This window comes from Pseudomonas frigoris (assembly GCF_047758635.1).
In the GTDB taxonomy this organism is placed as follows: domain Bacteria; phylum Pseudomonadota; class Gammaproteobacteria; order Pseudomonadales; family Pseudomonadaceae; genus Aquipseudomonas; species Aquipseudomonas frigoris.
This window is the reverse complement of record NZ_CP180479.1, coordinates 1725140-1746703: the sequence shown is the minus strand read 5'-3', so window position 1 is coordinate 1746703 and position 21564 is coordinate 1725140. Positions and strand designations below refer to the sequence as shown.

The 21564-nt window shown below is 55.7% G+C and carries 20 protein-coding genes and 2 pseudogenes; 11 read left to right on the top strand and 11 right to left on the bottom strand.

Features of this window, described 5'->3' with window-relative positions:
* From ACMXYH_RS07885 to acs, 4 genes are all read right to left on the bottom strand, one after another.
* On the bottom strand, positions 1-699 hold the full coding sequence (locus ACMXYH_RS07885; RefSeq protein WP_415766768.1) for an ABC transporter permease: 699 nt from the start codon (positions 697-699) through the stop codon (positions 1-3).
* A complete protein-coding gene (locus ACMXYH_RS07880) occupies positions 696-1385 on the bottom strand; it encodes an ABC transporter permease (protein WP_008154330.1) in 690 nt (229 codons plus the stop codon). Before ACMXYH_RS07880 ends, ACMXYH_RS07885 begins: the two co-directional genes overlap by 4 nt.
* A 91-nt stretch (positions 1386-1476) precedes the next feature.
* On the bottom strand, positions 1477-2250 hold the full coding sequence (locus ACMXYH_RS07875) for an ABC transporter substrate-binding protein (protein ID WP_008154331.1): 774 nt from the start codon (positions 2248-2250) through the stop codon (positions 1477-1479).
* A 703-nt stretch (positions 2251-2953) separates the two neighbouring features.
* Positions 2954-4909 (bottom strand): acetate--CoA ligase, encoded by a 1956-nt coding sequence (gene acs / locus ACMXYH_RS07870; protein ID WP_129437654.1) that lies wholly within the window; start codon positions 4907-4909, stop codon positions 2954-2956.
* A 506-nt stretch (positions 4910-5415) separates the two neighbouring features.
* Here acs and ACMXYH_RS07865 point away from each other — a divergent pair.
* From ACMXYH_RS07865 to ACMXYH_RS07845, 5 genes are all read left to right on the top strand, one after another.
* A complete protein-coding gene (locus ACMXYH_RS07865) occupies positions 5416-6411 on the top strand; it encodes an IS110 family transposase (RefSeq protein ID WP_415765780.1) in 996 nt (331 codons plus the stop codon).
* Between the two features lie 235 nt (positions 6412-6646).
* Positions 6647-6910, top strand: coding sequence for a DUF2790 domain-containing protein (locus tag ACMXYH_RS07860; protein WP_129437656.1), 264 nt, complete (start codon positions 6647-6649; stop codon positions 6908-6910).
* Between the two features lie 46 nt (positions 6911-6956).
* On the top strand, positions 6957-7232 hold the full coding sequence (locus tag ACMXYH_RS07855; protein ID WP_415766767.1) for a hypothetical protein: 276 nt from the start codon (positions 6957-6959) through the stop codon (positions 7230-7232).
* Between the two features lie 518 nt (positions 7233-7750).
* A complete protein-coding gene (locus ACMXYH_RS07850) occupies positions 7751-9001 on the top strand; it encodes a ribonucleotide-diphosphate reductase subunit beta (protein WP_008034875.1) in 1251 nt (416 codons plus the stop codon).
* A gap of 419 nt (positions 9002-9420) precedes the next feature.
* Positions 9421-9951: a BRO-N domain-containing protein gene (locus ACMXYH_RS07845; protein WP_149632013.1), complete on the top strand. Its 531-nt coding sequence runs from the start codon at positions 9421-9423 to the stop codon at positions 9949-9951.
* Positions 9952-10123: 172 nt separating this feature from the next.
* On the opposite strand, the gene ACMXYH_RS07840 is transcribed toward ACMXYH_RS07845, so the two are convergent.
* Both ACMXYH_RS07840 and ACMXYH_RS07835 read right to left on the bottom strand, forming a co-directional pair.
* Positions 10124-11221 (bottom strand): HNH endonuclease, encoded by a 1098-nt coding sequence (locus ACMXYH_RS07840; RefSeq protein ID WP_415766766.1) that lies wholly within the window; start codon positions 11219-11221, stop codon positions 10124-10126.
* Positions 11222-11334: 113 nt separating this feature from the next.
* On the bottom strand, positions 11335-11580 hold the full coding sequence (locus tag ACMXYH_RS07835) for a type II toxin-antitoxin system Phd/YefM family antitoxin (protein ID WP_415766765.1): 246 nt from the start codon (positions 11578-11580) through the stop codon (positions 11335-11337).
* A gap of 273 nt (positions 11581-11853) precedes the next feature.
* Between ACMXYH_RS07835 and ACMXYH_RS07830 the strand changes: the two genes are divergently transcribed.
* The gene (locus ACMXYH_RS07830; RefSeq protein WP_415766764.1) at positions 11854-12843 is read left to right on the top strand and encodes a hypothetical protein; all 990 of its coding nucleotides are present in this window, start codon (positions 11854-11856) and stop codon (positions 12841-12843) included.
* A gap of 30 nt (positions 12844-12873) precedes the next feature.
* Here ACMXYH_RS07830 and ACMXYH_RS07825 read toward each other — a convergent pair whose 3' ends face one another.
* From ACMXYH_RS07825 to ACMXYH_RS07815, 3 genes and pseudogenes are all read right to left on the bottom strand, one after another.
* On the bottom strand, positions 12874-13569 hold the full coding sequence (locus tag ACMXYH_RS07825) for a DUF6933 domain-containing protein (protein ID WP_415766763.1): 696 nt from the start codon (positions 13567-13569) through the stop codon (positions 12874-12876).
* 37 nt (positions 13570-13606) lie between these two features.
* Positions 13607-13974, bottom strand: a pseudogene (locus tag ACMXYH_RS07820) (hypothetical protein).
* Positions 13975-14045: 71 nt separating this feature from the next.
* Positions 14046-14861: a sulfite exporter TauE/SafE family protein gene (locus ACMXYH_RS07815; protein WP_415766762.1), complete on the bottom strand. Its 816-nt coding sequence runs from the start codon at positions 14859-14861 to the stop codon at positions 14046-14048.
* 110 nt (positions 14862-14971) lie between these two features.
* Here ACMXYH_RS07815 and ACMXYH_RS07810 point away from each other — a divergent pair.
* Positions 14972-15738 (top strand): annotated as a pseudogene (locus ACMXYH_RS07810) (AraC family transcriptional regulator).
* A 259-nt stretch (positions 15739-15997) separates the two neighbouring features.
* Here ACMXYH_RS07810 and bglX read toward each other — a convergent pair.
* Positions 15998-18262, bottom strand: coding sequence for a beta-glucosidase BglX (gene bglX, locus ACMXYH_RS07805; protein WP_415767665.1), 2265 nt, complete (start codon positions 18260-18262; stop codon positions 15998-16000).
* A 277-nt stretch (positions 18263-18539) separates the two neighbouring features.
* On the opposite strand from bglX, the gene ACMXYH_RS07800 reads away from it, so the two are divergent.
* The 3 genes from ACMXYH_RS07800 to ACMXYH_RS07790 are packed head-to-tail and all read left to right on the top strand — an operon-like array spanning position 18540 to position 19577.
* Positions 18540-18857: a helix-turn-helix domain-containing protein gene (locus tag ACMXYH_RS07800; protein WP_149632022.1), complete on the top strand. Its 318-nt coding sequence runs from the start codon at positions 18540-18542 to the stop codon at positions 18855-18857.
* Between the two features lie 44 nt (positions 18858-18901).
* Positions 18902-19264 carry a type II toxin-antitoxin system RelE/ParE family toxin gene (locus tag ACMXYH_RS07795; RefSeq protein ID WP_129437678.1) on the top strand — a complete coding sequence of 121 codons (363 nt, stop codon included), beginning with the start codon at positions 18902-18904 and terminating at the stop codon, positions 19262-19264.
* Positions 19257-19577, top strand: a complete 321-nt coding sequence (locus ACMXYH_RS07790) for a helix-turn-helix domain-containing protein (RefSeq protein WP_129437680.1) — start codon at positions 19257-19259, stop codon at positions 19575-19577. The genes ACMXYH_RS07795 and ACMXYH_RS07790 overlap by 8 nt, the downstream gene beginning before the upstream one ends.
* Before the next feature lie 23 nt (positions 19578-19600).
* Here the strand turns inward: ACMXYH_RS07790 and ACMXYH_RS07785 are convergent, their stop codons facing one another.
* Positions 19601-20659, bottom strand: a complete 1059-nt coding sequence (locus tag ACMXYH_RS07785; RefSeq protein ID WP_415766761.1) for an MBL fold metallo-hydrolase — start codon at positions 20657-20659, stop codon at positions 19601-19603.
* A gap of 214 nt (positions 20660-20873) precedes the next feature.
* On the opposite strand from ACMXYH_RS07785, the gene ACMXYH_RS07780 reads away from it, so the two are divergent.
* Positions 20874-21485, top strand: a complete 612-nt coding sequence (locus ACMXYH_RS07780; RefSeq protein WP_415766760.1) for a TetR/AcrR family transcriptional regulator — start codon at positions 20874-20876, stop codon at positions 21483-21485.
* Positions 21486-21564 lie beyond the last annotated feature (79 nt).

Below are 21564 nucleotides of genomic sequence, written 5' to 3'. Positions count from 1 at the left end.
TCAGTGCTTCCGCGGGGCCAGATAGCCCAGCCAGCGGCGCTCGGCCAGTTTGAACATCCGCACCAGAATGAAGGTCAGGCACAGGTAGAACACGCCGGCGGTGATGTAGGCTTCGAACGGCAGGTAGAACTGCGCGTTGACCGTGCGCGCGGCACCGGTGATGTCGATCAGGGTCACGATGGACGCCAGACTGGTGGTCTGCAGCATCATGATCACTTCGTTGCTGTACTGCGGCAGTGCCCGGCGCAAGGCCGACGGCAGCAAGATGCGCTTGTACATCTTGTAGCGCGACATGCCCATCGCCTTGGCCGCTTCGATCTCACCGTTCGGCGTGGCCCGCAGGCTGCCGGCGATGATTTCAGCGGTGTAGGCGCTGGTATTGATCGCGAAGGCCAGACACGCACAGAACGTCGCGCTGGACAGCCACGGCCAGAGGAAGCTTTCACGTACCGCTTCGAACTGCGCCAGACCGTAGTAGATCAAGAACAGCTGCACCAGCATCGGTGTACCGCGGATCACGTAGGTGAAAAGCCAGGCACTCATGTTCACGACAGCATTCTTCGAGACCCGCATCAGCCCCAACGGCAACGCCGCCAACAGACCGAAAAACAGCGACAGCGCGAGCAATTTGAGGGTGGTCACCAGGCCGCCGAAGTACAGCGGCAGGGCCTCCCAAATGACGTTGTAGTCGAAGATCATAGATCAGCCGCCCTTACGCCTACCGAGTAGCGCTTCTCAAGGTGACGCAATGCCAGCAACGAGACGCTGGTGATCACCAGGTACATTGCCGCCACTGCGAGGAAGAAGGTGAAAGGCTCGCGGGTGGCATCTGCCGCCTGCTTGGCCTTGAACATCATGTCTTGCAGCCCCACCACCGAAATCAGCGCGGTGGCCTTGGTCAGGACCAGCCAGTTGTTGGTGAAACCCGGAATCGCCAGGCGAATCATCTGTGGCACCAACACCCGGAAGAACACCTGAAAACTGCTCATGCCGTACGCCATGCCGGCTTCTGCCTGACCTTTGGGGATCGCCATGAAGGCGCCACGGAAGGTTTCCGACAGGTACGCACCAAAGATGAAGCCCAGGGTGCCGATACCGGCGGCCAGCGGGTTGAGGTCGATGTAGTCGTCAAAACCGAGCATTGGCGCGACGCGATTGAGCAGGTCCTGACCGCCGTAGAAAATCAGCAGGATCAGCACCAGGTCGGGAATACCGCGGATCACCGTGGAATACAGGTCGCCCAACCAGGCTAGCCAGCGAATCGGGGACAGACGCAGCGCAACGCCGATCAGACCCAGAACAATGGCCAAGACCATGGACGACAAGGCGAGCTGAAGCGTCAGCCATGCGCCATCGAGGATGACAGCCCCGTAGCCTTTCAACATGTTTCAGGTCCTCGAAAAGGGGGATGAAAAAATGGCGCAAACCTCAGAGATCCTGTTGCTTGCGCCATTTCGGACTTGTCGCCGGGACGTGTTACTTGCCGTAGATATCGAAGGCGAAGTATTTGTCCTGGATTTGCTTGTACTTGCCGTTCTCGCGAATGGCGGTGATCGCGGTGTTGATCTTGTCTTTCAGCGCGTCACCCTTGCGAACTGCGATACCTACACCGTCGCCGAAGTATTTGACGTCGGTGAAGGCCGGGCCAACGAAGGCGAACCCTTTGCCAGCGTCGGTTTTCAGGAAACCGTCATCCAGCAGCGTAGCGTCTGCCACGGTGCCGTCGAGGCGGCCAGCGGCGACGTCGAGGTAAATTTCGTTTTGCGAACCGTAAGGCTTGATCTCGGCACCCAGCGGGGCCAGCACTTCGCGGGCGAAACGCTCGTGGATCGAACCACGTTGCACGCCAATGTTCTTGCCCTTGAGCTCAGCCAGGCTGTCGCTGACTGGAGTGCCGGCCTTCATGACCAGGCGAGCCGGGGTGTTGTAGTACTTGTTGGTGAAGTCCACGGACTTCTTGCGATCTTCAGTGATCGACATGGACGACAGGATCGCGTCGATCTTGCGCACTTTGAGTGCCGGGATCAGACCGTCGAACTCTTGCTCGACCCAAACGCACTTGACCTTCATCTCTTCGCACAGAGCGTTGCCGATGTCGTAGTCGAAACCAACGATGCTGCCGTCCGGCGCTTTGGAAGCGAACGGAGGGTAAGCCGCTTCGATACCAATTTTCAGAGGCTTTTCATCGGCGAAAGTCGGCAGGGACAGCACGGACAGTGCCAGGGCGCCAAGCAGCACGAGTTTCTTCATCTTGGGACTCCATCGGTAAAGGGCTAAAACGGCAGAGTGAGCGATAGCCCAATATGCGAATGAGTGGAACCGCAAAGCGGTGCTGCGTCGTAGGAATCGCGCGCTTTTTTCAACGCGAGCAACAACGAGCGAGTGATCGGCATTCTAACGACAGGCCCGAAGCCGATATTTCTTCAATGCGACAACTAATTACAGAAGCACCGAGAAAGCCGCTTGGGCGCGTTGACAGCCTTGCAAATTCATGCAAGAGCAAAAGACAGTGAACCGATCTATACTGCAAATTGCGGGCCTATTATTGGCAAACCCTTCTAATCCGGCAAGCGTAGCGTTGTGTCTTATTTTTTGCAGGGGCTGAGGAGGCCCGATGATGGGACTTTGCGTTTCCCAATGCCCCGTATCGGAGCGAGCGGTTACACATTCAGTTACTTGAAAGGTGATGGGTAACAGTGGGAAATCACCTACAGGTGAAGCCGATAATTATTGGCAGTTGTTTATGTGGCGTCTGACAGATCGCCTTCGCGAGCAAGCCCGCTCCCACATTGGATCTGCTTCTGGCACAAATTCTCTGCTCACTGGAGATCTAGTGTGGGAGCGGGCTTGCTCGCGAAGAGGCCCGCCCAAGCAACGGAAAATCCAAACCTGATCGACATAAAAAAACCCCACCAGGCTCAACACCTGGCGGGGTTTAGATGACTCGGAACGCTTACGCGACGTTCATGATCTTGTGCTCATCAATCAAATGCTGCACCACACCCGGATCCGCCAAGGTGGAGATATCCCCCAACCCATCGTATTCGGCCGTGGCAATCTTGCGCAGGATACGGCGCATGATTTTGCCCGAACGCGTTTTCGGCAGACCCGGCGCCCACTGGATGACATCCGGCGAGGCAATCGGGCCAATCTCTTTGCGCACCCAGTTTTTCAGCTCCAGACGCAGCTGCTCGCTCGGCTCTTCGCCACCGATCAACGTGACATAGACATAGATGCCCTGCCCTTTGATGTCGTGCGGCACACCGACCACGGCCGCTTCGGCGACTTTCGGGTGGGCGACCATCGCGCTTTCGATCTCGGCGGTCCCCATGCGGTGGCCGGACACGTTGAGCACGTCATCCACGCGGCCGGTGATCCAGTAGTAACCGTCTTCGTCACGACGCGCACCGTCACCGGTGAAGTACATGCCGCGGAACGTCTTGAAGTAGGTATCGACGAAGCGGTCATGGTCGCCATACAGCGTGCGCGCCTGGCCCGGCCACGAATCGAGAATCACCAGGTTGCCCTCGGCAACGCCTTCGATGATGTTACCCAGGTTATCCACCAAGGCCGGCACCACGCCGAAGAACGGACGTGCCGCAGAACCCGGCTTGAGCGCGTGCGCACCCGGCAACGGGCTCATCAGGGTCGCGCCGGTTTCGGTCTGCCACCAGGTGTCGACGATCGGGCAACGGGATTGGCCGACGTTCTTGTAGTACCAGTCCCACGCTTCCGGGTTGATCGGCTCACCGACCGAACCCAACAAACGCAAACTGCTGCCATCGGCGCCTTCAACGGCCGCCTTGCCCGACGCCATCATCGCGCGGATTGCGGTGGGGGCGGTGTAGAGAATGTTGACCTTATGTTTGTCGACGATTTTCGCCACCCGGGTGATGTCCGGGTAGTTCGGCACGCCTTCGAACAGCAAGGTGGTCGCGCCATTGGCCAGTGGGCCATAGACAATATAGGTGTGGCCAGTGACCCAACCGACGTCGGCGGTGCACCAGTAGACTTCGCCCGGACGGTAGTCGAACACGCGCTCGTGGGTCATCGCCGCGTACAACAGATAGCCGGCGGTGGTGTGCTGTACACCCTTCGGCTTACCGGTCGAACCGGAGGTATAAAGGATGAACAGCGCTTCTTCAGCACCCATTTCTTTCGGCGCGCACACCGTGCCTGCCACTTTCATCAGGTCTTCGTACCAGATGTCGCGATGCTGGTTCCACTTGATGTCGCCACCGGTGCGCTTGCACACGATGACTTTTTGAATGCTGCTGGTTTCCGGGTTGGTCAGCGCGTCGTCGACGTTGCTCTTGAGCGGGATCTTCTTACCGGCACGAATGCCTTCATCAGCAGTGATCACCACTTTGGATTTGCAGTCGATGATCCGGCCCGCCAGGGCTTCCGGCGAGAAACCACCGAACACCACCGAGTGAATCGCGCCAATCCGGGTACACGCCAGCATGGCGACCACGGCTTCGGGGATCATCGGCATATAGATAGTCACCACGTCGCCGCGGTGCACATCCTGGCCGCGCAGGGCGTTGGCGAACTTGCAGACTTGTTCGTGCAGCTCGCGATAGGTGATGTTGCGGCTTTCGGCAGGGTCATCCCCTTCCCAAATAATCGCGATTTGGTCGCCGCGCTCGGCCAGATGACGGTCGAGGCAGTTGTAGGAAACGTTCAGGGTGCCGTCGGCGAACCATTTGATGTCGACATGGTGATCGTCGAAGGAAGTCTGTTTCACCGTGGTGAAAGGCTTGATCCAGTCGAGGCGCTTGGCTTGCTCGCGCCAGAAGCCGTCCGGGTTAACGACGGACTGCTGGTACATGGCCTTGTAGGTCGCCTCATCAGTCAGCGTGTTGGCCGCAACCTCGGGACGAACGGGATACAGAGAAGCCGCACTCATCTTTGTTACCTCGGTGGAATAGTTGTTTTTGTATGACCCAGTTGTAGCCGGGCCGGGCCTATAGAACCATTCGACGATGGTAGTAACAAGCCCCTACTAAATGTCGTGACTATTCCCACAGGTTTTGTGCAAACGCTCTATTCCGGCCACCAATGGCCAATGTAGGAGCTGCCGAAGGCTGCGATCTTTTGATCTTCGAGGACCGCCAAGATCAAAAGATCGCAGCCTTCGGCAGCTCCTTGTATGTTGACCTTGATTCCAACGAGAGAGGTTACGCTCAAGGATTCATACAACAGCAAGTGCGTTTCTGGGGGAGGCCGATCGCTCCTGAAGGCAGGATTTGCTCCTGACCTTGTCTGTAGAGAGGCCCCCCCGCCTCATTGCCCACCACGAAGAGTATCGAGAAGCCGACAAGTCGGACTTCGCATTACAAGGTTGCAGTGGCATGAAGTTCGAGGTCGGGGGAACCAGGAGCAATCTTACCGAAAGTCAGGGAAGTGAAAAGCATGAATACTCATGTCGGCATAGACATTGGTGCGCGCACGTCTGTCATGGGATGGCGGCAGAGCGGTAGAACATCAGGCCAGTGGGATATTCAGCACACGCCCAAAGGACGTAAGGCTGCCGTGACAAAAATGTTGGGTCTCAAACCGCTGAGCGTGGTCATGGAGGCCACCGGCATTTACTACCTGGATCTTGCATTGGAGTTGCACGCCGCCGGCCTGCCGGTCTCGGTGATCAACCCCAAAAGCTTCCACAATTTTGCAAAATTGATGCTGCAAAACAGCAAAACTGACCAGATAGACGCTCAATTGCTGGCTGAATATGGCGAGCGCATGACTCCCAGGCTTTGGGTTGCGCCTACTGCCGATCAAATGACGCTGCGTGCGATTGGCCGCCATATCAATCGGCTGATTGGTCATCGAACACGAGCCAAAAACGAATTACACGCGCTACAAGCGACAGAAACGAGTGTGGAGCTGCTGATCGAGGATGAGAAAGAGGCGATTGCAGGGCTGGACACACGGATTGATCGCTTGAAGAAAGCCGCACGTGATGCCATCGCCAAATGCCCGGATCTGAGTTTGCAGTTTCGCTGCATGATGGCGGCCCCCGGCGTTGGAGAAGCCTCAGCCATCGCCGCACTGGCTGAGCTGACGACCCTTCCGGTAACGCTTAAATCGGCGCAGGTAAGCCGCTATGCAGGCCTGGATGTCAGGTTGACCCAGTCAGGCACCAGCGTGAACCGACCAGGGCGAATGTCCAAATGCGGTAATGCTTACTTGCGCGCAGCGATGTTCATGCCGGCGATGACGGCAATTCGTTGTGATGAGAATGTGAAGGCCTTCTACGAGGCTCTGGTAGCGCGCGGCAAGAAGAAAATGCAGGCCATCGGTGCGGTCATGCGCAAATACCTAACCGGGTTATGGGCATGCATGCGCTCCGGAGAAGAATTTAATACGGCCAAGCTTTTTAGCGAAAAACATCTCGCGAAAGCTTGACCGTGAACAGAGTATCTACAGGGATTGTTACGAAATTCGCCAAAGGTGTTTATCAAAAGCACGCCTATATGAATGTAACCCCCACGCCTAAAATCAGCCTCGCCAACCAGGCAACGTGATTAACCAAGTTGCAGCCCCCACGAAGGCAGTTAATCCAAAACCTAGTACTTAAGTTCCACACGCAACCCCAAAAAGGTTGCGTGACCCCACTCGACCTCTAAAAGGTAAATTTGAAATGAAAGCTTTATTAGTTCTGGCCCTCAGCAGCCTGTGCGCAACCGCCATGGCAGACGAGGTCCCGACTGATGTCGCACAGCAGCAACCCGCCATCGAGGAATACACTTACTCCACTCACCTGGACATCGCCAAAGTTGTCTCCATGAGCGAAATCCCGAATGTGTGTGAAGTTGTTCCAGCAACAATGGAATACGACGACTCCAAAGGCCAACGCCACATTCTGCGCTACAGCGTTATGGGTAACGGCTGCTCTAACGGCTAATCACCCGCCCAAGGCACACAACGCCAACGAACCTGGAGCCACTACCATGAAAACCAAACTGATCCTCGCCCTGACCCTCTCTGTCCTGGCCGCTAACACCTTCGCCGCTGACGGCTACGACCGCACTGGCTCGGCTGCTTACAGCACGCAAGCGGCTGTCGCTTCTGATGGTTACGACCATACCGGGTCGGCGTCTTTCGCCTCCGATGGCTCCGATCACACAGGCGCTGCCAAACTCGCTTCTGACGGTTTTGATCACACCGGCGCTGCTAAAGTGGCTGCCGATGGCGCAGATCACGTGGGTGCCGCCCGCTTCAGCTGATCATCAAGCGTGACGTTACAGCCCGACCTCGGTCGGGCTTAGTTGTGTCTGGAGCCATCGAAAACCGACTCAAAACACAACATGTAGTGAAAAAGGCGGTTTTCTGGCTGTTTTTTGAACAAAAAAATTGCCCGCCAAAATTTATGAAAAAAAATCTGCACCCGCGACATCCAGCCAAAGCCCTGTAAACCCTCGCTCCGACCGAAAAACCTGCCTTCTCGACCGCTCCATGCGCGGATTCGCCCCACCACGGCCGCAAAAATTTCCTTATAATGCCGCCTTAAACGGGCCTGCAATATTCCCTTACAGGGATAACAGCCAGTCTGAAGCCCACGCCGAAGTCTTCACCGATTTCTGCGCCCGTCGGAGGCTCTCGGAACCCCGTACAAAATTATGTTTATTTGCCTGCGTGTACCGCTGCAAAAAACGCTATCCAACGCGGCCAGTACGGTCGTGTGAAAAACCAACCAATCAGTTTTCACACGGGCATCTGGCCCTCACGCAGGAGACGACACGTCATGCTGAGCTGGGACGAATTCGACAAAGAAGACAGCGGCGAAACCGTTGTAAAAGGCGCCAACGCTGGGCACGCAACTGAAGCCAACATGGACCGCCTCGACACCGCTGGTGGCGTCGCGGCTCAAGAAGCCCGCGCTGTAACCGCGTCCGACTCCGCCGCAATCGCCCGTGCAAAAGCTGCCCTGGACAACCTCGACATCGCCGAAGGGCTGGCCGAACTCGAAGGCGCCTCCGCCCGTGTGGCGGTCGACGAAAAGCGCATGATCAACTGCCGCGCCGACCTCAACCAGCTCGTCCCGTTCAAGTACGACTGGGCCTGGCAGAAGTACCTGGACGGTTGCGCAAACCACTGGATGCCGCAAGAAGTCAACATGACCGCCGACATCGCCCTCTGGAAAGACCCGGAAGGCCTGACCGACGACGAGCGCCGCATCGTCATGCGCAACCTCGGCTTCTTCTCCACCGCCGACTCCCTGGTTGCGAACAACCTGGTGCTGGCCGTGTACCGCCTGATCACCAACCCGGAATGCCGCCAGTACATCCTGCGCCAAGCCTTCGAAGAGGCGATCCACACCCACGCCTACCAATACTGCATCGAATCGTTGGCCATGGATGAAGGCGAGATCTTCAACATGTACCACGAGATCCCATCGGTCGCGAAAAAAGCCACCTGGGGCCTCAAATACACCCGTTCGATCTCCGATCCGAAGTTCGAAACCGGCACCGTCGAAACCGACAAAGAATTGCTGCGCAACCTGATCGCCTACTACTGCGTTCTGGAAGGCATCTTCTTCTACTGCGGCTTCACCCAGATCCTTTCCATGGGCCGCCGCAACAAAATGACCGGCGTCGCCGAGCAGTTCCAATACATCCTGCGCGACGAATCCATGCACCTGAACTTCGGCATCGACGTGATCAACCAGATCAAAATCGAAAACCCGCACTTGTGGGATGCCGAAATGAAGGAAGAAGCTTCGCAGATGATTCTGCAGGGCACTCAGCTGGAAATCGAATACGCGCGTGACACCATGCCTCGCGGCGTGTTGGGCATGAACGCGGCGATGATGGAGGATTATCTGAAGTTCATCGCTAACCGTCGTTTGTCGCAGATTGGGTTGAAGGAAGAGTATCCGGGGACGACTAACCCGTTCCCTTGGATGAGCGAGATTATGGACTTGAAGAAAGAGAAGAATTTCTTTGAGACGCGGGTTATTGAGTATCAGACTGGTGGGGCGTTGAGCTGGGATTGATTCCTGGAGCTCGCCGCGATTTGCTGATTGCAACCTGAATCGACAAATCGAAAAAGCAAAAGCCCCGATCTGATCGGGGCTTTTTTATGGTCGGATGAATATGTTTTTTTCATCCCTACGCTACGACGCTAAAACTCCTACAAAACTTACAGCTGCTTCCGCGTTGATGCCCGACCAAAGCACCTCTAAGCTCCATTTCAGGTGCCTAAGAAACGCCCAACGTAGAAAGCTTGGTCAATCACACAGACACGCAACTCACCCTTTGGTGATTTGTCGTTCGGATGTGCGAAGGCTTTGCTCGTTGGGATTTTTTAAGTCCACTCTACGTTGGGGTCAGGCCCTCCTAAATCTACACGTAGAGGTACTGGATATGCCTGAACACGATTTACCCCGCACTCTCGCCATTCTGGAGATCAGTCATGACTGATCCCTTCTCTGTAACAGTCTTCACTCGCCACAACCTTGCCCTCCATGCCCTCCTCCTAGAAAACCAACCATGGTTCTGTGCCCGAGATCTGGGTCGTTTGATGGGTTTCCATCTGAATGATCGTGTGGTCAGCAAACTGGACGAGGATCAGAGACATACGTTGTTGATTGAGTACCACGGCCAACCGGAGAAACGGTTGATGATCAGCGAGTCCGGTGCGTATGCATTGCTGGTATATCACTACGCGCCAGGGCATCGGTTGCTGCGTGAATGGTTGACTCATCAAGTGGTGCCAGCCTTGCGTGATGCGGGGCAATCGAACTCTGATCGGCCGATGTTGAGTCTGTTGGATTGGCCGGAGATGTCGTTGAGTCTGTTGCATTGGCAGGATGAAGGCTGGATTCGGCTGCGGGATATGCCTTATCTGTTGCTCAATCGCACGCGGCGGCGCGTTCCAGCGGTTAAGCCTTGGTGGCGTAAAGTCTTGGAGGCGCTTTACTCTTCGAAGCATTCGATCGGTTAGATCTTGTAGGTTCGACAGAAAGAAGCGTCGCAGTTCACCGTAGGAATTTTCGTAGACAGTCCACTCAGTATCGTCCGAGGGTTTTCAACCCTCGGCGATGTTATGAGCGTAAAAAAGAAAGCGACTGAAGCGCTCTTGAGATTAGGGCCAATTGCCTTGGCGCATCGCTCAATCAGCTTTCAATTACTTCCAGCCGTTGCTTCAGCCTCTCATTCACCAACGCCCCGTGCACTCCAGAATGAATTTCCCGATGACAACTTGGGCATACAGCCCCCACATAGCGTGGGTGATCTAACCCACCATCTGAGAGCCGGTTGACGTGATGCGGCTCTAGGTAGGGCTTGCCATCCTTTTTCATAAAAGGGGCCGGCTTCTCACAGCTCTCGCATGCACCCTCGGCACGCATCAGCACATAGTGCGCAACCTTACGGCTGCGCTGATAGATCTTACGAGGAGCGGATTGCCCTAACTCATCACTGCCAGGCTTACATGCAGCCAGCGCAGCCAACCGCGCAGCAGCCAGAGAGTCGGGAAGGTTAGCCTTTTCCTCATCCTCTTCTTCAGCCTCAATCATTCCACTAGGAATACCCACAGGGACTAATCGAAAAACAATTGCCGTCCGAGCCTGGCCGCTCACATCCGGCTGGGTTCGCTGAAACATGTCGGCGCAAGAAAACTCGCCCACGTATGCGTAGCCATTACCTTTACCGCGGGACTTAAACAAGTGCAGCGCTCGGCCATCATTGGCATGCTCAGCAATGGCTCGGTTGCCTCGAGTCAAAGTCATCGGCCCGCGTTGTCCTTGACCGGTATAAAAGAAGGCGCCGTCTTCCCAATGGTCGGCATACCCGTATTGCTCACCGCTATCGCCCGTGAACAAAAAAATCGCAGGGTAGGTAGCGGACGCTGCAATGCCGTTTTGCAGGCTTCCACCGAACGGTCCATTGATCTCAGTTTTTCGGTCGTAAACAGCCCCCGGCGTGAACTGCAATACAGGCGCGCCCTCCTCACGCGATAGCTCCACAATAGTGAAGCCTCGCTTTTCTAGGTAACTGTTGGTCGGGTGTCCACCGGAGAACTCGCCTACTGCAATACCGGTCGCCAAAGAGACGATTTTCTTCGCCGGATACAGTTCACCGCCCGAGTGAACCGCATAACGGTGAGCTAGGTTGTTTTCCCATCCTTGCCACTCACGCCTACTCCGAAATTTATGATCAAACTCCAGCATCGCTTTGTCTATTCGTTCCTTCGAAACCGCTTTGATCGCCACGAGCGCTGCCCTTTATCGACAATTGCCGTAGGAATATTCCTACCGTCGTCAAAGTAGCAAAGGGTTTCAATACGTAACAGGGCGAATAGCCACTATTTCTAAGAACAATTGCCTCACAGGTGACTCTCAAATCCCTCGGTGATGTCCACTGCGGGCTTTTGAAAATCCGCATAAATTCGGATTTTTTCCTTCAACCGCCCCGGCTTACGTGCCCGAGATGTTTTGACATGAGGTAGCAGGTTTAGATAGGGCTTGCCGTCCTTGGTGATCACAACCGTATCACCCCGCCAGGCAAGCTCAGCGAGTTGATCGAGCTGGGATTGTGCTTCATGCATGTTTACTGTTATCCGTTCAGTCATATGGCACCTCCATGGAGTTGGCCACGCTAGCTGAAGGCTGAGATTTTCGATAGGCGTGGCGAGCCGGCTCTTGGCGGTGTTCCGTTGCAAGTTGTGAATGATGGTGCGTAGAACCAGATACTCAGTGGCGTTCTTGAGTTTTTCGCGAGCAAGCTCGCTCCCACAGGTTTGGTGTGTTGCCGCAGATTTTGCGCTGTGATGAAAACAGTGAGTGCAACCCGTCCCACCTCCCGCTATTAATACCCTTCCCCCCCTCAAGGACCCGAGCCCACCATGAAATTCGACCTCGCCTACTGCCTCAGCCTCGACGACAAGCTGTCGATCTATGACGTGCGCGATTTGAATTTCGACGAGACCATGGAGTTCGATTCCGCTAAGGAACACTTCCAATGTCCCAATGACGCATGCAGGACGGCCTTCGATGCGGCGAATGTGTTGACGACGTTCAACGCCAAGAATGTGAATTACGTTCGCACCCCGCACTTCAAGAACACGCCCAGCACCCGCCATGTTGCGGATTGTCCTTATGTCAGCCTCAAGACGCCGCCGTCAGGTGTGGACGCGGACGGTGCGGAAACGGATGACAGTCGCGAGGAGCACTTCCCGTCGGAGTTGTTGCTGACTCGGCGTCAGTATGTGCGTAAGCCGTCGAACCCGGCGGTGGCGGCAGACGTGATGCGGGACGATCCGAAATCCTCTTCAGCGGCCAGTAATGTCGAACACCCGAGCCGCGAGTCGGCACCGGACAAGACAAGTGTCTTCGCCCATCCGGTGGAGTGTTTTGTGTCGAATTTCGAGGACAAGGAGTTGCTCAAGCGCATGCCGCTGAAGATTGGCGAGCACACGGCGCCCTACAGTTCTTTCTTCAAGAAAATCGAGTTTCTGCTGGACAACAAAGGGCTGATTTACTGGGGCAAGATCAAGAAAATCGAGGATTACCACAGCGCTAGTTTTCGCATCGACTTCGAACAGAAGGTCTGGTTCAAGCAACCGGAAGAGGCGAAGAAGAAGCCTTACTCGGTCAACGTTTACCTGAGCAAAAAACTGATCGACAACTACCGCAAGCGCAAAGCGTTTCTGCAAGAGATCAAACACGCTATCGAGAGCGAAAAAGAGTTGTTTTGCTTTTTCTATGGTGTGACGCCGGAATTGAAACAGGTACCGAGCAAGAAAAACCCCGAGCAGATGTTCGGGGTGTTCAGTGCCCATATCGAGAACCTGGATCACTTCATCATTCGTGAGGCGCCGGGGCTCAAAGGTTAAAGGACCGGGTCACGGCGTTATTGCGACGGCTCATTGCGCTTCGAGATTAAGCTGCCTTACGACCTCCCGAATCTCCCGTTTCACCTCCTTGTGCCGCTCACGGGCTGCTTGAATGCCAAGCTCATCAAGGCCGCCGTAACGGCTTAACCAGTGAACGATCATTTCCTCATCCGGGTAGAAGTAATCCTTGTGTTCTTTACCGCCTCTCGGGTAGTTGTTCATGTCGGTATCGAAGCGGCCTGCCGAGAACTCGTCAGGGGGTAAAGAACCTCGTTCGGCAGCACATCCCTCAAACACCCAGGCGATGTCATTGATGTGTTTCTGCGCACCGCGATGTCCGCGTTTGTAAAACACGTACTCGCGACAACTCTCTTGGAATCGCTCCGCTATCAGTTCGTCGTTGAACCAACGAAGTATGTCGTGTTGCACCGCATGCTGAATCACGCCGTTTATCCAACGCTCGGAAAAACGTTGAAGAAAACCTTTGATGTCCGCTTTTTTCGCGTCCGCAAAAATCATGCAATAACGAGTTTTTACGTGAATGACGTACAACACATGCTTGCGTTGAACAGTGACAGCGTGAACCAGCCACTGTTCGGCGGACTCATCAGGCACATCATCTTCAATGACGGACGATGGCGGTTTGTGCACCGGGTTGATTTTTTTACCCTTGTGCACGCGGCTGAAGAAGTTACTTGCCGCTTCGGTGCAATTGAAGATCCACATCCATCGTTCTCTTATAAAGGGCTGGTGATAACCGTTTTCAGTCCTGCCGCACGATCTCTTCGACCCATTCAAGCTCATAGGGCCGGCGAATGACATCCGAGATGTAGTCCAGCGCATCTTCACTGAGCACTGATAACTCTGCGTCGGTCAGCAAGTCATGCATGACAAACAACCTCAATGCGGTGAGAGCACTGGAGCGGGATTGGCTGTGATGGTCAAAGGCCCGGCCATGTCCTTATTCCGATCATGGATCAAGCCGTAGAGCATTCCATATCGAGCGTGAGCAGACAGCGCACCGTGCAGGGTAATGGCTTTTGCATCGGCAAGAACGCCCTGGCAAAACCGATCGAGCGCGATCTTGCGCAGTTCCTTGAATTTCTTCCAGTCACTTTCGAGGATCGACATGGCATTCTCCTGCGTGAAATCTTGGACAGTGCGAAGGCGCATTGTTGCGAATAAGGCTACCGATTCCAACCCTACGTGACGCACATACTCAGCATCACCAAAACCAGCAAACCAACATATACCCGCGCATGCATTCGGTCCGGTATCCGCCCAATCCACGGCGTAGCCAACCGAATCCCCACCATAGACCCCACCGTCAAAACTGCAAACGCCAGCACATCCACATAACCGATAAACCACGGCCCCAGATCAAGCTCGGTAAACCCAGCCAACGCCATATAAGTCAGCGTCCCGGCCAGCGCCACGGGCAAACTGAGCGGATTGGCCATGGACGTCGCCTGGGACATGTTCAATCCACAACGCCGCAACAACGGCACGGTCATGACGCTGCCGCCTACGCCGAGAAACGTGGCGATGGTGCCGATTCCTACACCGCCGCCAGACACTTCTGCCCTTCCCAATCGTCGTGGGATGACGGTGTCGGACGCTGTAAGAAAGCCGCGTCGAAACAGGCAATCCGCGATGGTCACGCCCAGGTACGCGATGAAGGCATAGCGAATCACCTCGCCACTCACCCACATCGCCGCTACGGCGCCGACTACCGCGCCCACGCCGATAAACCCGCCCAACGGCCACAGGTAATGACGAATGAGATTACCGGCGCGTCGGTGTTTTCCGGTGGCGATCGTTGCGTTGACGATCATCACGCAGGTCGAGGTAGCTACAGCAATGTGCATCGCCGATTGGCCGACGGGGTCGTCTGTGCCGTGGCTGGTCATGAGCATGCGGTACAGCAATGGCACGACGACGAAACCGCCGCCGAAGCCGAACAGCACCGCGGTGATGCCGGTCATGCAGCCGAAGAGTGCCAGCAGGAGATAGAACATGGGTGTCGTCCGTTGGTTGAGAGCGGTCGACGATAGAACGATGCGCCTTGGCCTGCCTCAGCAAGTCAGCCAATAATGTTCGCGTTTACGCCAACCGCTGGGACTGCTCGATGCGCAATGTTTCGGTTATCTACTGGACCACACGCCACGACCGGTGGTGGCCATCGGTACGGATTATTCCCACGGCCATGTGTTGCCTCGTCATACACATCGGCGGGCGCAATTGTTGTACGGCGCCACCGGGGTGATGCAGGTCAGCACGCACGACGGCAATTGGGTAGTACCGCCGCAGCGGGCGGTATGGATTCCTGCGGGGGTGGCGCATGAGGTGGTGATGTTGGGGGTGAGTACTCGCAGTTTGTATATCGAGCCGGGCGCGGTGGATCTGGGGGATCGCTGCCAGGTGATCAGCGTTTCGCCGTTGATGCGGCATTTGCTGATGGAGGCGGTGGAGATCCCGCTGGCGTATGACGAGCGCGGGCGCGACGGTACGCTGATCGGCTTGCTGCTGCATGAACTGGCGCGCAGCACTCACCTGCCGTTGCACATTCCGCTGCCCGTCGATGCGCGGCTACTCGCGTTGTGCCAGGGCTTTGTGCAGCGGCCCGACGCTCATCAGTCGCTACAGCAATGGGCCGATCAGTTGCACATCAGCCTGCGTACTTTCAATCGCCTGTTCCGCCAACAAACCGGTATGAGTTTCAGCCAATGGCGGCAGCGGGCTTGCGTGGTGCTGGCTCTGGCGCGGCTGGTGGTGGGCGAACCGGTAACGCGGATTGCACTGGATTTTGGCTATGACAGCCCCGCTGCGTTCTCGACAATGTTCCGCCGCGTACTGGGGCAGGCACCGTCCGTCTGGTTGGAGGGGGCGAAGTAGTCAGCCCAAAAAAGAGAGGCCGCTGCCGTTAATACCAGTCAGTTAAGCAATTTCAGCCGCGACGCACACTTTGTAGCAGCTGGCGAAGCCTGCGTTCGGCTGCGAAGCAGTCGTGAATCCGACTGACGCGGTCTGCCTGATGCACCGCAATCTCTGGTCTTACGACTGCTACGCAGCCGAACGCAGGCTTCGCCAGCTGCTACAGATCGCATAACGGTTCAACTGACTGGCATTAGCCACTGCCGCTAATGCCTCGACCTTAAAGCAGCTCAAAACTCTGCTCCTTTACATCCTGAGAATCCAGACCGATCTGCACCCGGAACTCGCCCGGCTCGGCGGCGTATTCCAACTGAGCGTTGAAGAACTTCAAGTCGTTCTCATCAATGCTGAAGTGGACCGCTTTCTCTTCTCCGGCCTTGAGCATGATTTTTTGAAAGTTCTTCAGTTCTTTGACCGGACGGCTGAGGGAGCCAACGACATCGCGGATATACAGCTGAACTACCGTTTCGCCGTCGCGCTGGCCGGTATTCTTCACGATGACGCTGGCGACGAGCTTGTCGGTTTTGTTCAGTGTGGTCGAAGACAGGGCCATGTCAGTCAGGCTGAAGTCGGTATAGCTCAGTCCATAGCCGAAGGGATAAAGCGGACCATCGGATTGATCGAAATATTGAGATGTGTAGTTGCGAGGCGCACCCGGCAGGTAGGGGCGGCCGGTGTTCAAGTGGCTGTAGTAAATCGGGATCTGCCCCACGGAGCGTGGAAAGGTGATGGGTAACTTGCCGGACGGGTTGTAGTCACCAAACAATACATCGGCAACGGCGTTGCCTCCCTCGGAGCCGCTGTACCAGGTTTCCAGAATCGCATCGGCCTGTTTCTGCTCCTTGCCGATGGAAAGTGGCCGGCCGTTCATCAATACCAGTATCAGCGGCTTGCCGGTGGCTTTCAGGGCGGCGATCAATTCACTCTGGCGCCCCGGCAGATCGAGGCTGGTTCGACTGGCCGCTTCATGAGACATACTGCGGGGCTCGCCCACCACTGCAATCACAACATCGGCTTGCTGTGCAGCCTTGACCGCTTCGTCAATCATTTCTATTGCCGGCCGAGCGTCGTTCTCGATTTCGGCCACTCCCAGATATTTAACAACCTCCGGATCTTCCGTGAGATTGGCGCCTCGGGCATAGATCAGCGAGCCCTTATCCATAGCGTTTTTCAGCCCGTCGTAGATCGTCACCGATTGCGAGGGCACGCCGCTTGCGGACCAACTGCCCATGATGTCGACGGTACTTTTTGCCAACGGGCCTATGAGCGCGATCACGCCCTCTTTCTTTAGTGGCAAAAGCCCGTTTTCATTCTTCAGCAGCACCAATGTCTTGCGTGCCACCTCACGGGCCTGCGCTCTGTGCAGACGGTTTTCGGCATTGTTATCAGCGGGGTCTTCACCGGCAACGCCGATGCGCCGGTAAGGGTCTTCGAACAGCCCCATGTCGTACTTGGCCCCCAGGACTTCCCGCACGGCGTTATCGATATTGCTCTGGGAAACAGCGCCAGACTCAAGCAGCCCGGGTAGCTCCGGGCCATAAGAGGAGTCGTTCATGCTCATATCAATACCGGCCCTGATCGCGAGCCTGGCCGCTTCGCGGTGATTCTTCGCAACGCCATGCTGAACCAGATCGGTTATCCCGTTATGGTCGCTGATGACCAGCCCCTTGAAGCCCCATGCTTTGCGAAGCAGGTCTTGCATCAACCATGCATTGGCAGCTGCTGGCACGCCATTTATCGAGTTAAGCGCTGCCATCATCGCTCCCGCGCCACCCTCAATCGCCGAACGATAAGGTGGCAGGTAGTCCTGGTACATCCTGGCCAGGCCCATGTCGACGCTGTTGTAGTCGCGTCCACCCTCGACAGCACCATACAACGCGAAGTGTTTGGCGCTGGCCATGATGCTGTCGGGTGCATTCAGGCTTTTGCCCTGGTAGGCCTGAACCATCACTTTGGCAATGCGCGAAACCAGATAGGTGTCTTCACCGAAGCCTTCGGATGTACGCCCCCAGCGAGGATCACGGGCGATATCTATCATCGGTGCAAAGGTCAAATCGATACCGTCCGCACTGGCTTCTTTCGCCGCCGTTCGACCGCTCAACTCGATAGCGTCCATATCCCAGCTGGAGGCCAACGCCAGGCCAATGGGAAAAATGGTTCGATGGCCGTGTATCACGTCCCAGCCGAAAAACATCGGTATTTTCAGGCGGCTTTGTTGAGCCGCGTCCTGCATGGGTCGGTTTACGTAACGGCTCACAGAGCCGTACGTACCCCCAATGCGCCCGGCAGTGATTTCTTGGCACATCCTTTCGGGAGTCATCTCTTCATCAATAGCGATCAGCCGCAGTTGGCCGACTTTTTCTTCCAGGGTCATCTGATTCATCAGGTTGGTCACAAAGGCATCTTTGTTTGACGATGCCATATCGGCCAGGACGGGCAGACTTGTAAAACCGATCAGGGTACATAGCAGACGTAGTCTTTTCATGATTCCCTTCCCTGCATAACGCTGTGGCGCACAGCCTCTGAAACGCCACCTTTCCTTGTATTGAAAATCAGAAAGCTGACGTTCAAACATTGCCGCTGACGGGTGTTGAAAACCCATTGAGCTTTCAGGAGCCGCCTAAAAATAGCGTAGTCGGTCCAACGCTCCTGCCTGAGAGGAAAAATAGAACCGATCAAAAAATGAGTTTGATTCGGGCTTAAAACAACTGTACAAAAACACAGTATATTTTGAACCAGCACTCTTGAGCCCGGAGAACACCATGGCCTCTCTTGCGATGAAAATCACCCTGGAACGTATCGCCCTTTTCCAATTCACCCCCGCACATTGCGCTCAGGCCCGAGCGATGCTGGGCTGGAGTGTGGAGGAGTTGTCTCGGGAATCCGGGGTTTCGGTTGACGCTATTCAGCGATTTGAGGATGAACGCAATGTGCTGGATGTTACGCGGCTGGCACTGGCATATCGGTTTGAATCGGAGGGGTTGGTGTTCTTCCCGGGGTTTGTGCCGGGGAGAGGGATGAATGTGAGAGGGTCTACGCCTGATCCGGTGGGGCGGGCGGATTATGCGATGGTTGAGTGAGAAATCATCGATTGACGATTATTCCCATATAGGTATATTTTCGCATGAGTACAAGGAAGTCACTCCTGTGGGTTAGCAGCAGTAAGAAAGACCTCAAGCAAATGCCCGCAGATGTACAAGATGTTTTTGGTCATGCACTAGATCTGGCACAAAGCGGTGCAAAACATCCCGACGCGAAGCCTCTAAAGGGTTTTGGAGGTGCAGGTGTGCTTGAGATGGTGGATGACTTCAATACGAACACCTATCGCGCCGTTTATACCGTTCGTTTTGGTAATGCCATTTATGTTCTGCACTGCTTTCAGAAGAAGTCGACTACGGGCATCACAACCACGCAGTGCGACATCGATTTGATCAGAAAGAGACTTCAAGCGGCGCAGGATCACGCAAAAGGATCAGGAAATGATTGAAATCGAAGAGAGCAGCGGGAACGTCTATGAAGACCTCGGGACGCCCAACGCCAATGAAATGCGAGTCAAATCGCAACTGGCGGCCAAAATTGGCGAGATCATCAAGGCTCGCCATTTGACCCAAGTTCAAGCGTCAGAAATCTTGGGCCTCTCTCAACCCAAGCTTTCTGAGATGTTGCGCGGAAAGTTTCGCGGCATCAGTGAAGCCAAGATGATGGAATGCCTTTCCCTGCTCGGACGTGACGTGCAGATCGTGATCAAGACAGCCCCCCGATCACGAAAAGAGGGCCGTATTGAGGTGGTTTTCGCTTAAGACGCTCAGCCCGGTTTTACACGCTATGCGTTCTGAGGCTCCACCTGATCGCCAATGTTTTCCATCTCCGACCACCAAGTGCTACCCCGCTGCGGATACATCACATTGAACGCCTGACCCATCTGCGGCGTGGTGATCGAAACATTCCGCTCCCAGGCCAACGCCAGAATGCGGTCGAAGGGTTCGTACCAGGCGTGCATCGACAGGTCGAAGGTGCCGTTGTGAATCGGCAGTAACCAGCGGCCTTTGAGGTCGATGTGTGCTTGCAGGGTTTGCTCCGGCTGCATGTGCACATGCGGCCACTCGACGTTGTAGGCACCGGTTTCCATGAGCGTCAGGTCGAACGGGCCGTATTGCTCACCGATGCGTTTGAAGCCATCGAAATAACCGCTGTCGCCGCTGAAGAAGATTCGCGTGTCACCGTCGATCATCACCCACGAGGCCCACAACGTGCTGTTGCCATCAAACAGACCGCGACCGGAAAAGTGCTGCGAAGGCGTGGCGATGAACTGAATACCGTCGACCTCGGTGCCCTGCCACCAGTCCAGTTGTCGGACTTTGCTGGCATCGATGCCCCACTTGATCAGGGTGTCGCCCACGCCAAGCGGCGTCAGAAAGTACTGGGCCTTGTCCGCCAGTTTGAGCACCGCTTGATAATCGAGGTGGTCGTAGTGATCGTGGGACAGGATCACCGCTTCGATCGGCGGCAACTCTTCGAGGCTGATAGGCGGCTGGTGGAAGCGCTTCGGGCCGGCCCATTGCACCGGTGAGGCGCGCTCGGCAAAGACCGGGTCGGTGATCCAGAATTTGTCCCGCAGTTTCAGCAGTACGGTGGAATGACCGAGTCGGTAAACGCTGTGGTTGGGAGCAGCGATCAACGCTGCCTGAGTCAGGGTTTGCACCGGGACAGGCGCCGTCGGGCGGGTGTCGTGCGGTTTGTGGAAGATCATGCTCCACATGATGCGCACCATTTTGCGAAAGCCTTCACGTTGCACGGGCGCATGGTTTCGGAAGCTCCCTTCTGCCTGACGGGATGCTTCAGGCGTGGAGACGTTGTCCGCAGGGGAAGTTGAAGTGGCCATGACTGAATGACTCCAGGAAAACCACCTGATTCGCAGTTTTCCGCTTGGGACGATAAATGGCCAAGGCACGCACGCATCAGCCGGAGATTCTATTCTTCACTGCACAGGATTAACAAATCATTACACTGCACAGTGTAGTTTCTAGGTTGCATCAAAGCCGATCACAAGTAAACTGCCGAGTGTAATTCTCACTTCTTCCTGCCGAAGCGTACTTATGACAGCTCCACAGCGCCTCACTGACCGAAAACGCGAAGCCATCATTCAGGCGGCGATTGCCGAATTCCGTGCCAACGGTTTCGATATCACCAGCATGGACAAGATCGCCGCCACCGCCGGCGTGTCGAAGCGCACGGTGTACAACCACTTCCCCAGCAAGGAAGAGTTGTTCGCCGAAATCCTCAATCAATTATGGGCGCGGGTGACGTCAGAACAGGAAACGCCCTACCACCCTGACCTGCCGCTGCGCGACCAGATGCGCCGGATGCTGATGGCGAAATTGCAGATGCTGGGCGATGACAATTTTCTCGACCTGGCGCGAGTGGCCATCGCCGCCACCATCCATTCCCCCGAGCGCGCCCAGAATATGGTCGCCCGAATGGGTGAGCGCGAAGAGGGCCTGACGGTGTGGATCCGCGCTGCTCAGACTGATGGCCGTTTGAAGCCGGTGGCCCCCGAATTCGCCGCTCAACAGATTCAGGGAATGCTCAAATCCTTTGCATTCTGGCCGCAGATTTCCATGGGCCTTCCCGGCCTGTCAGCCGAAATGCAGACCACGGTGGTGGAGTCGGCGCTGGACATGTTTCTGGCCTGCTATCAGCTGCAATAAATGACAATGTCCGCCGCTTTAGCAGTGATCGGTAGCGTTGAATAAAACACCGCAATGTGTTTCAGAATGAAACTGGCGC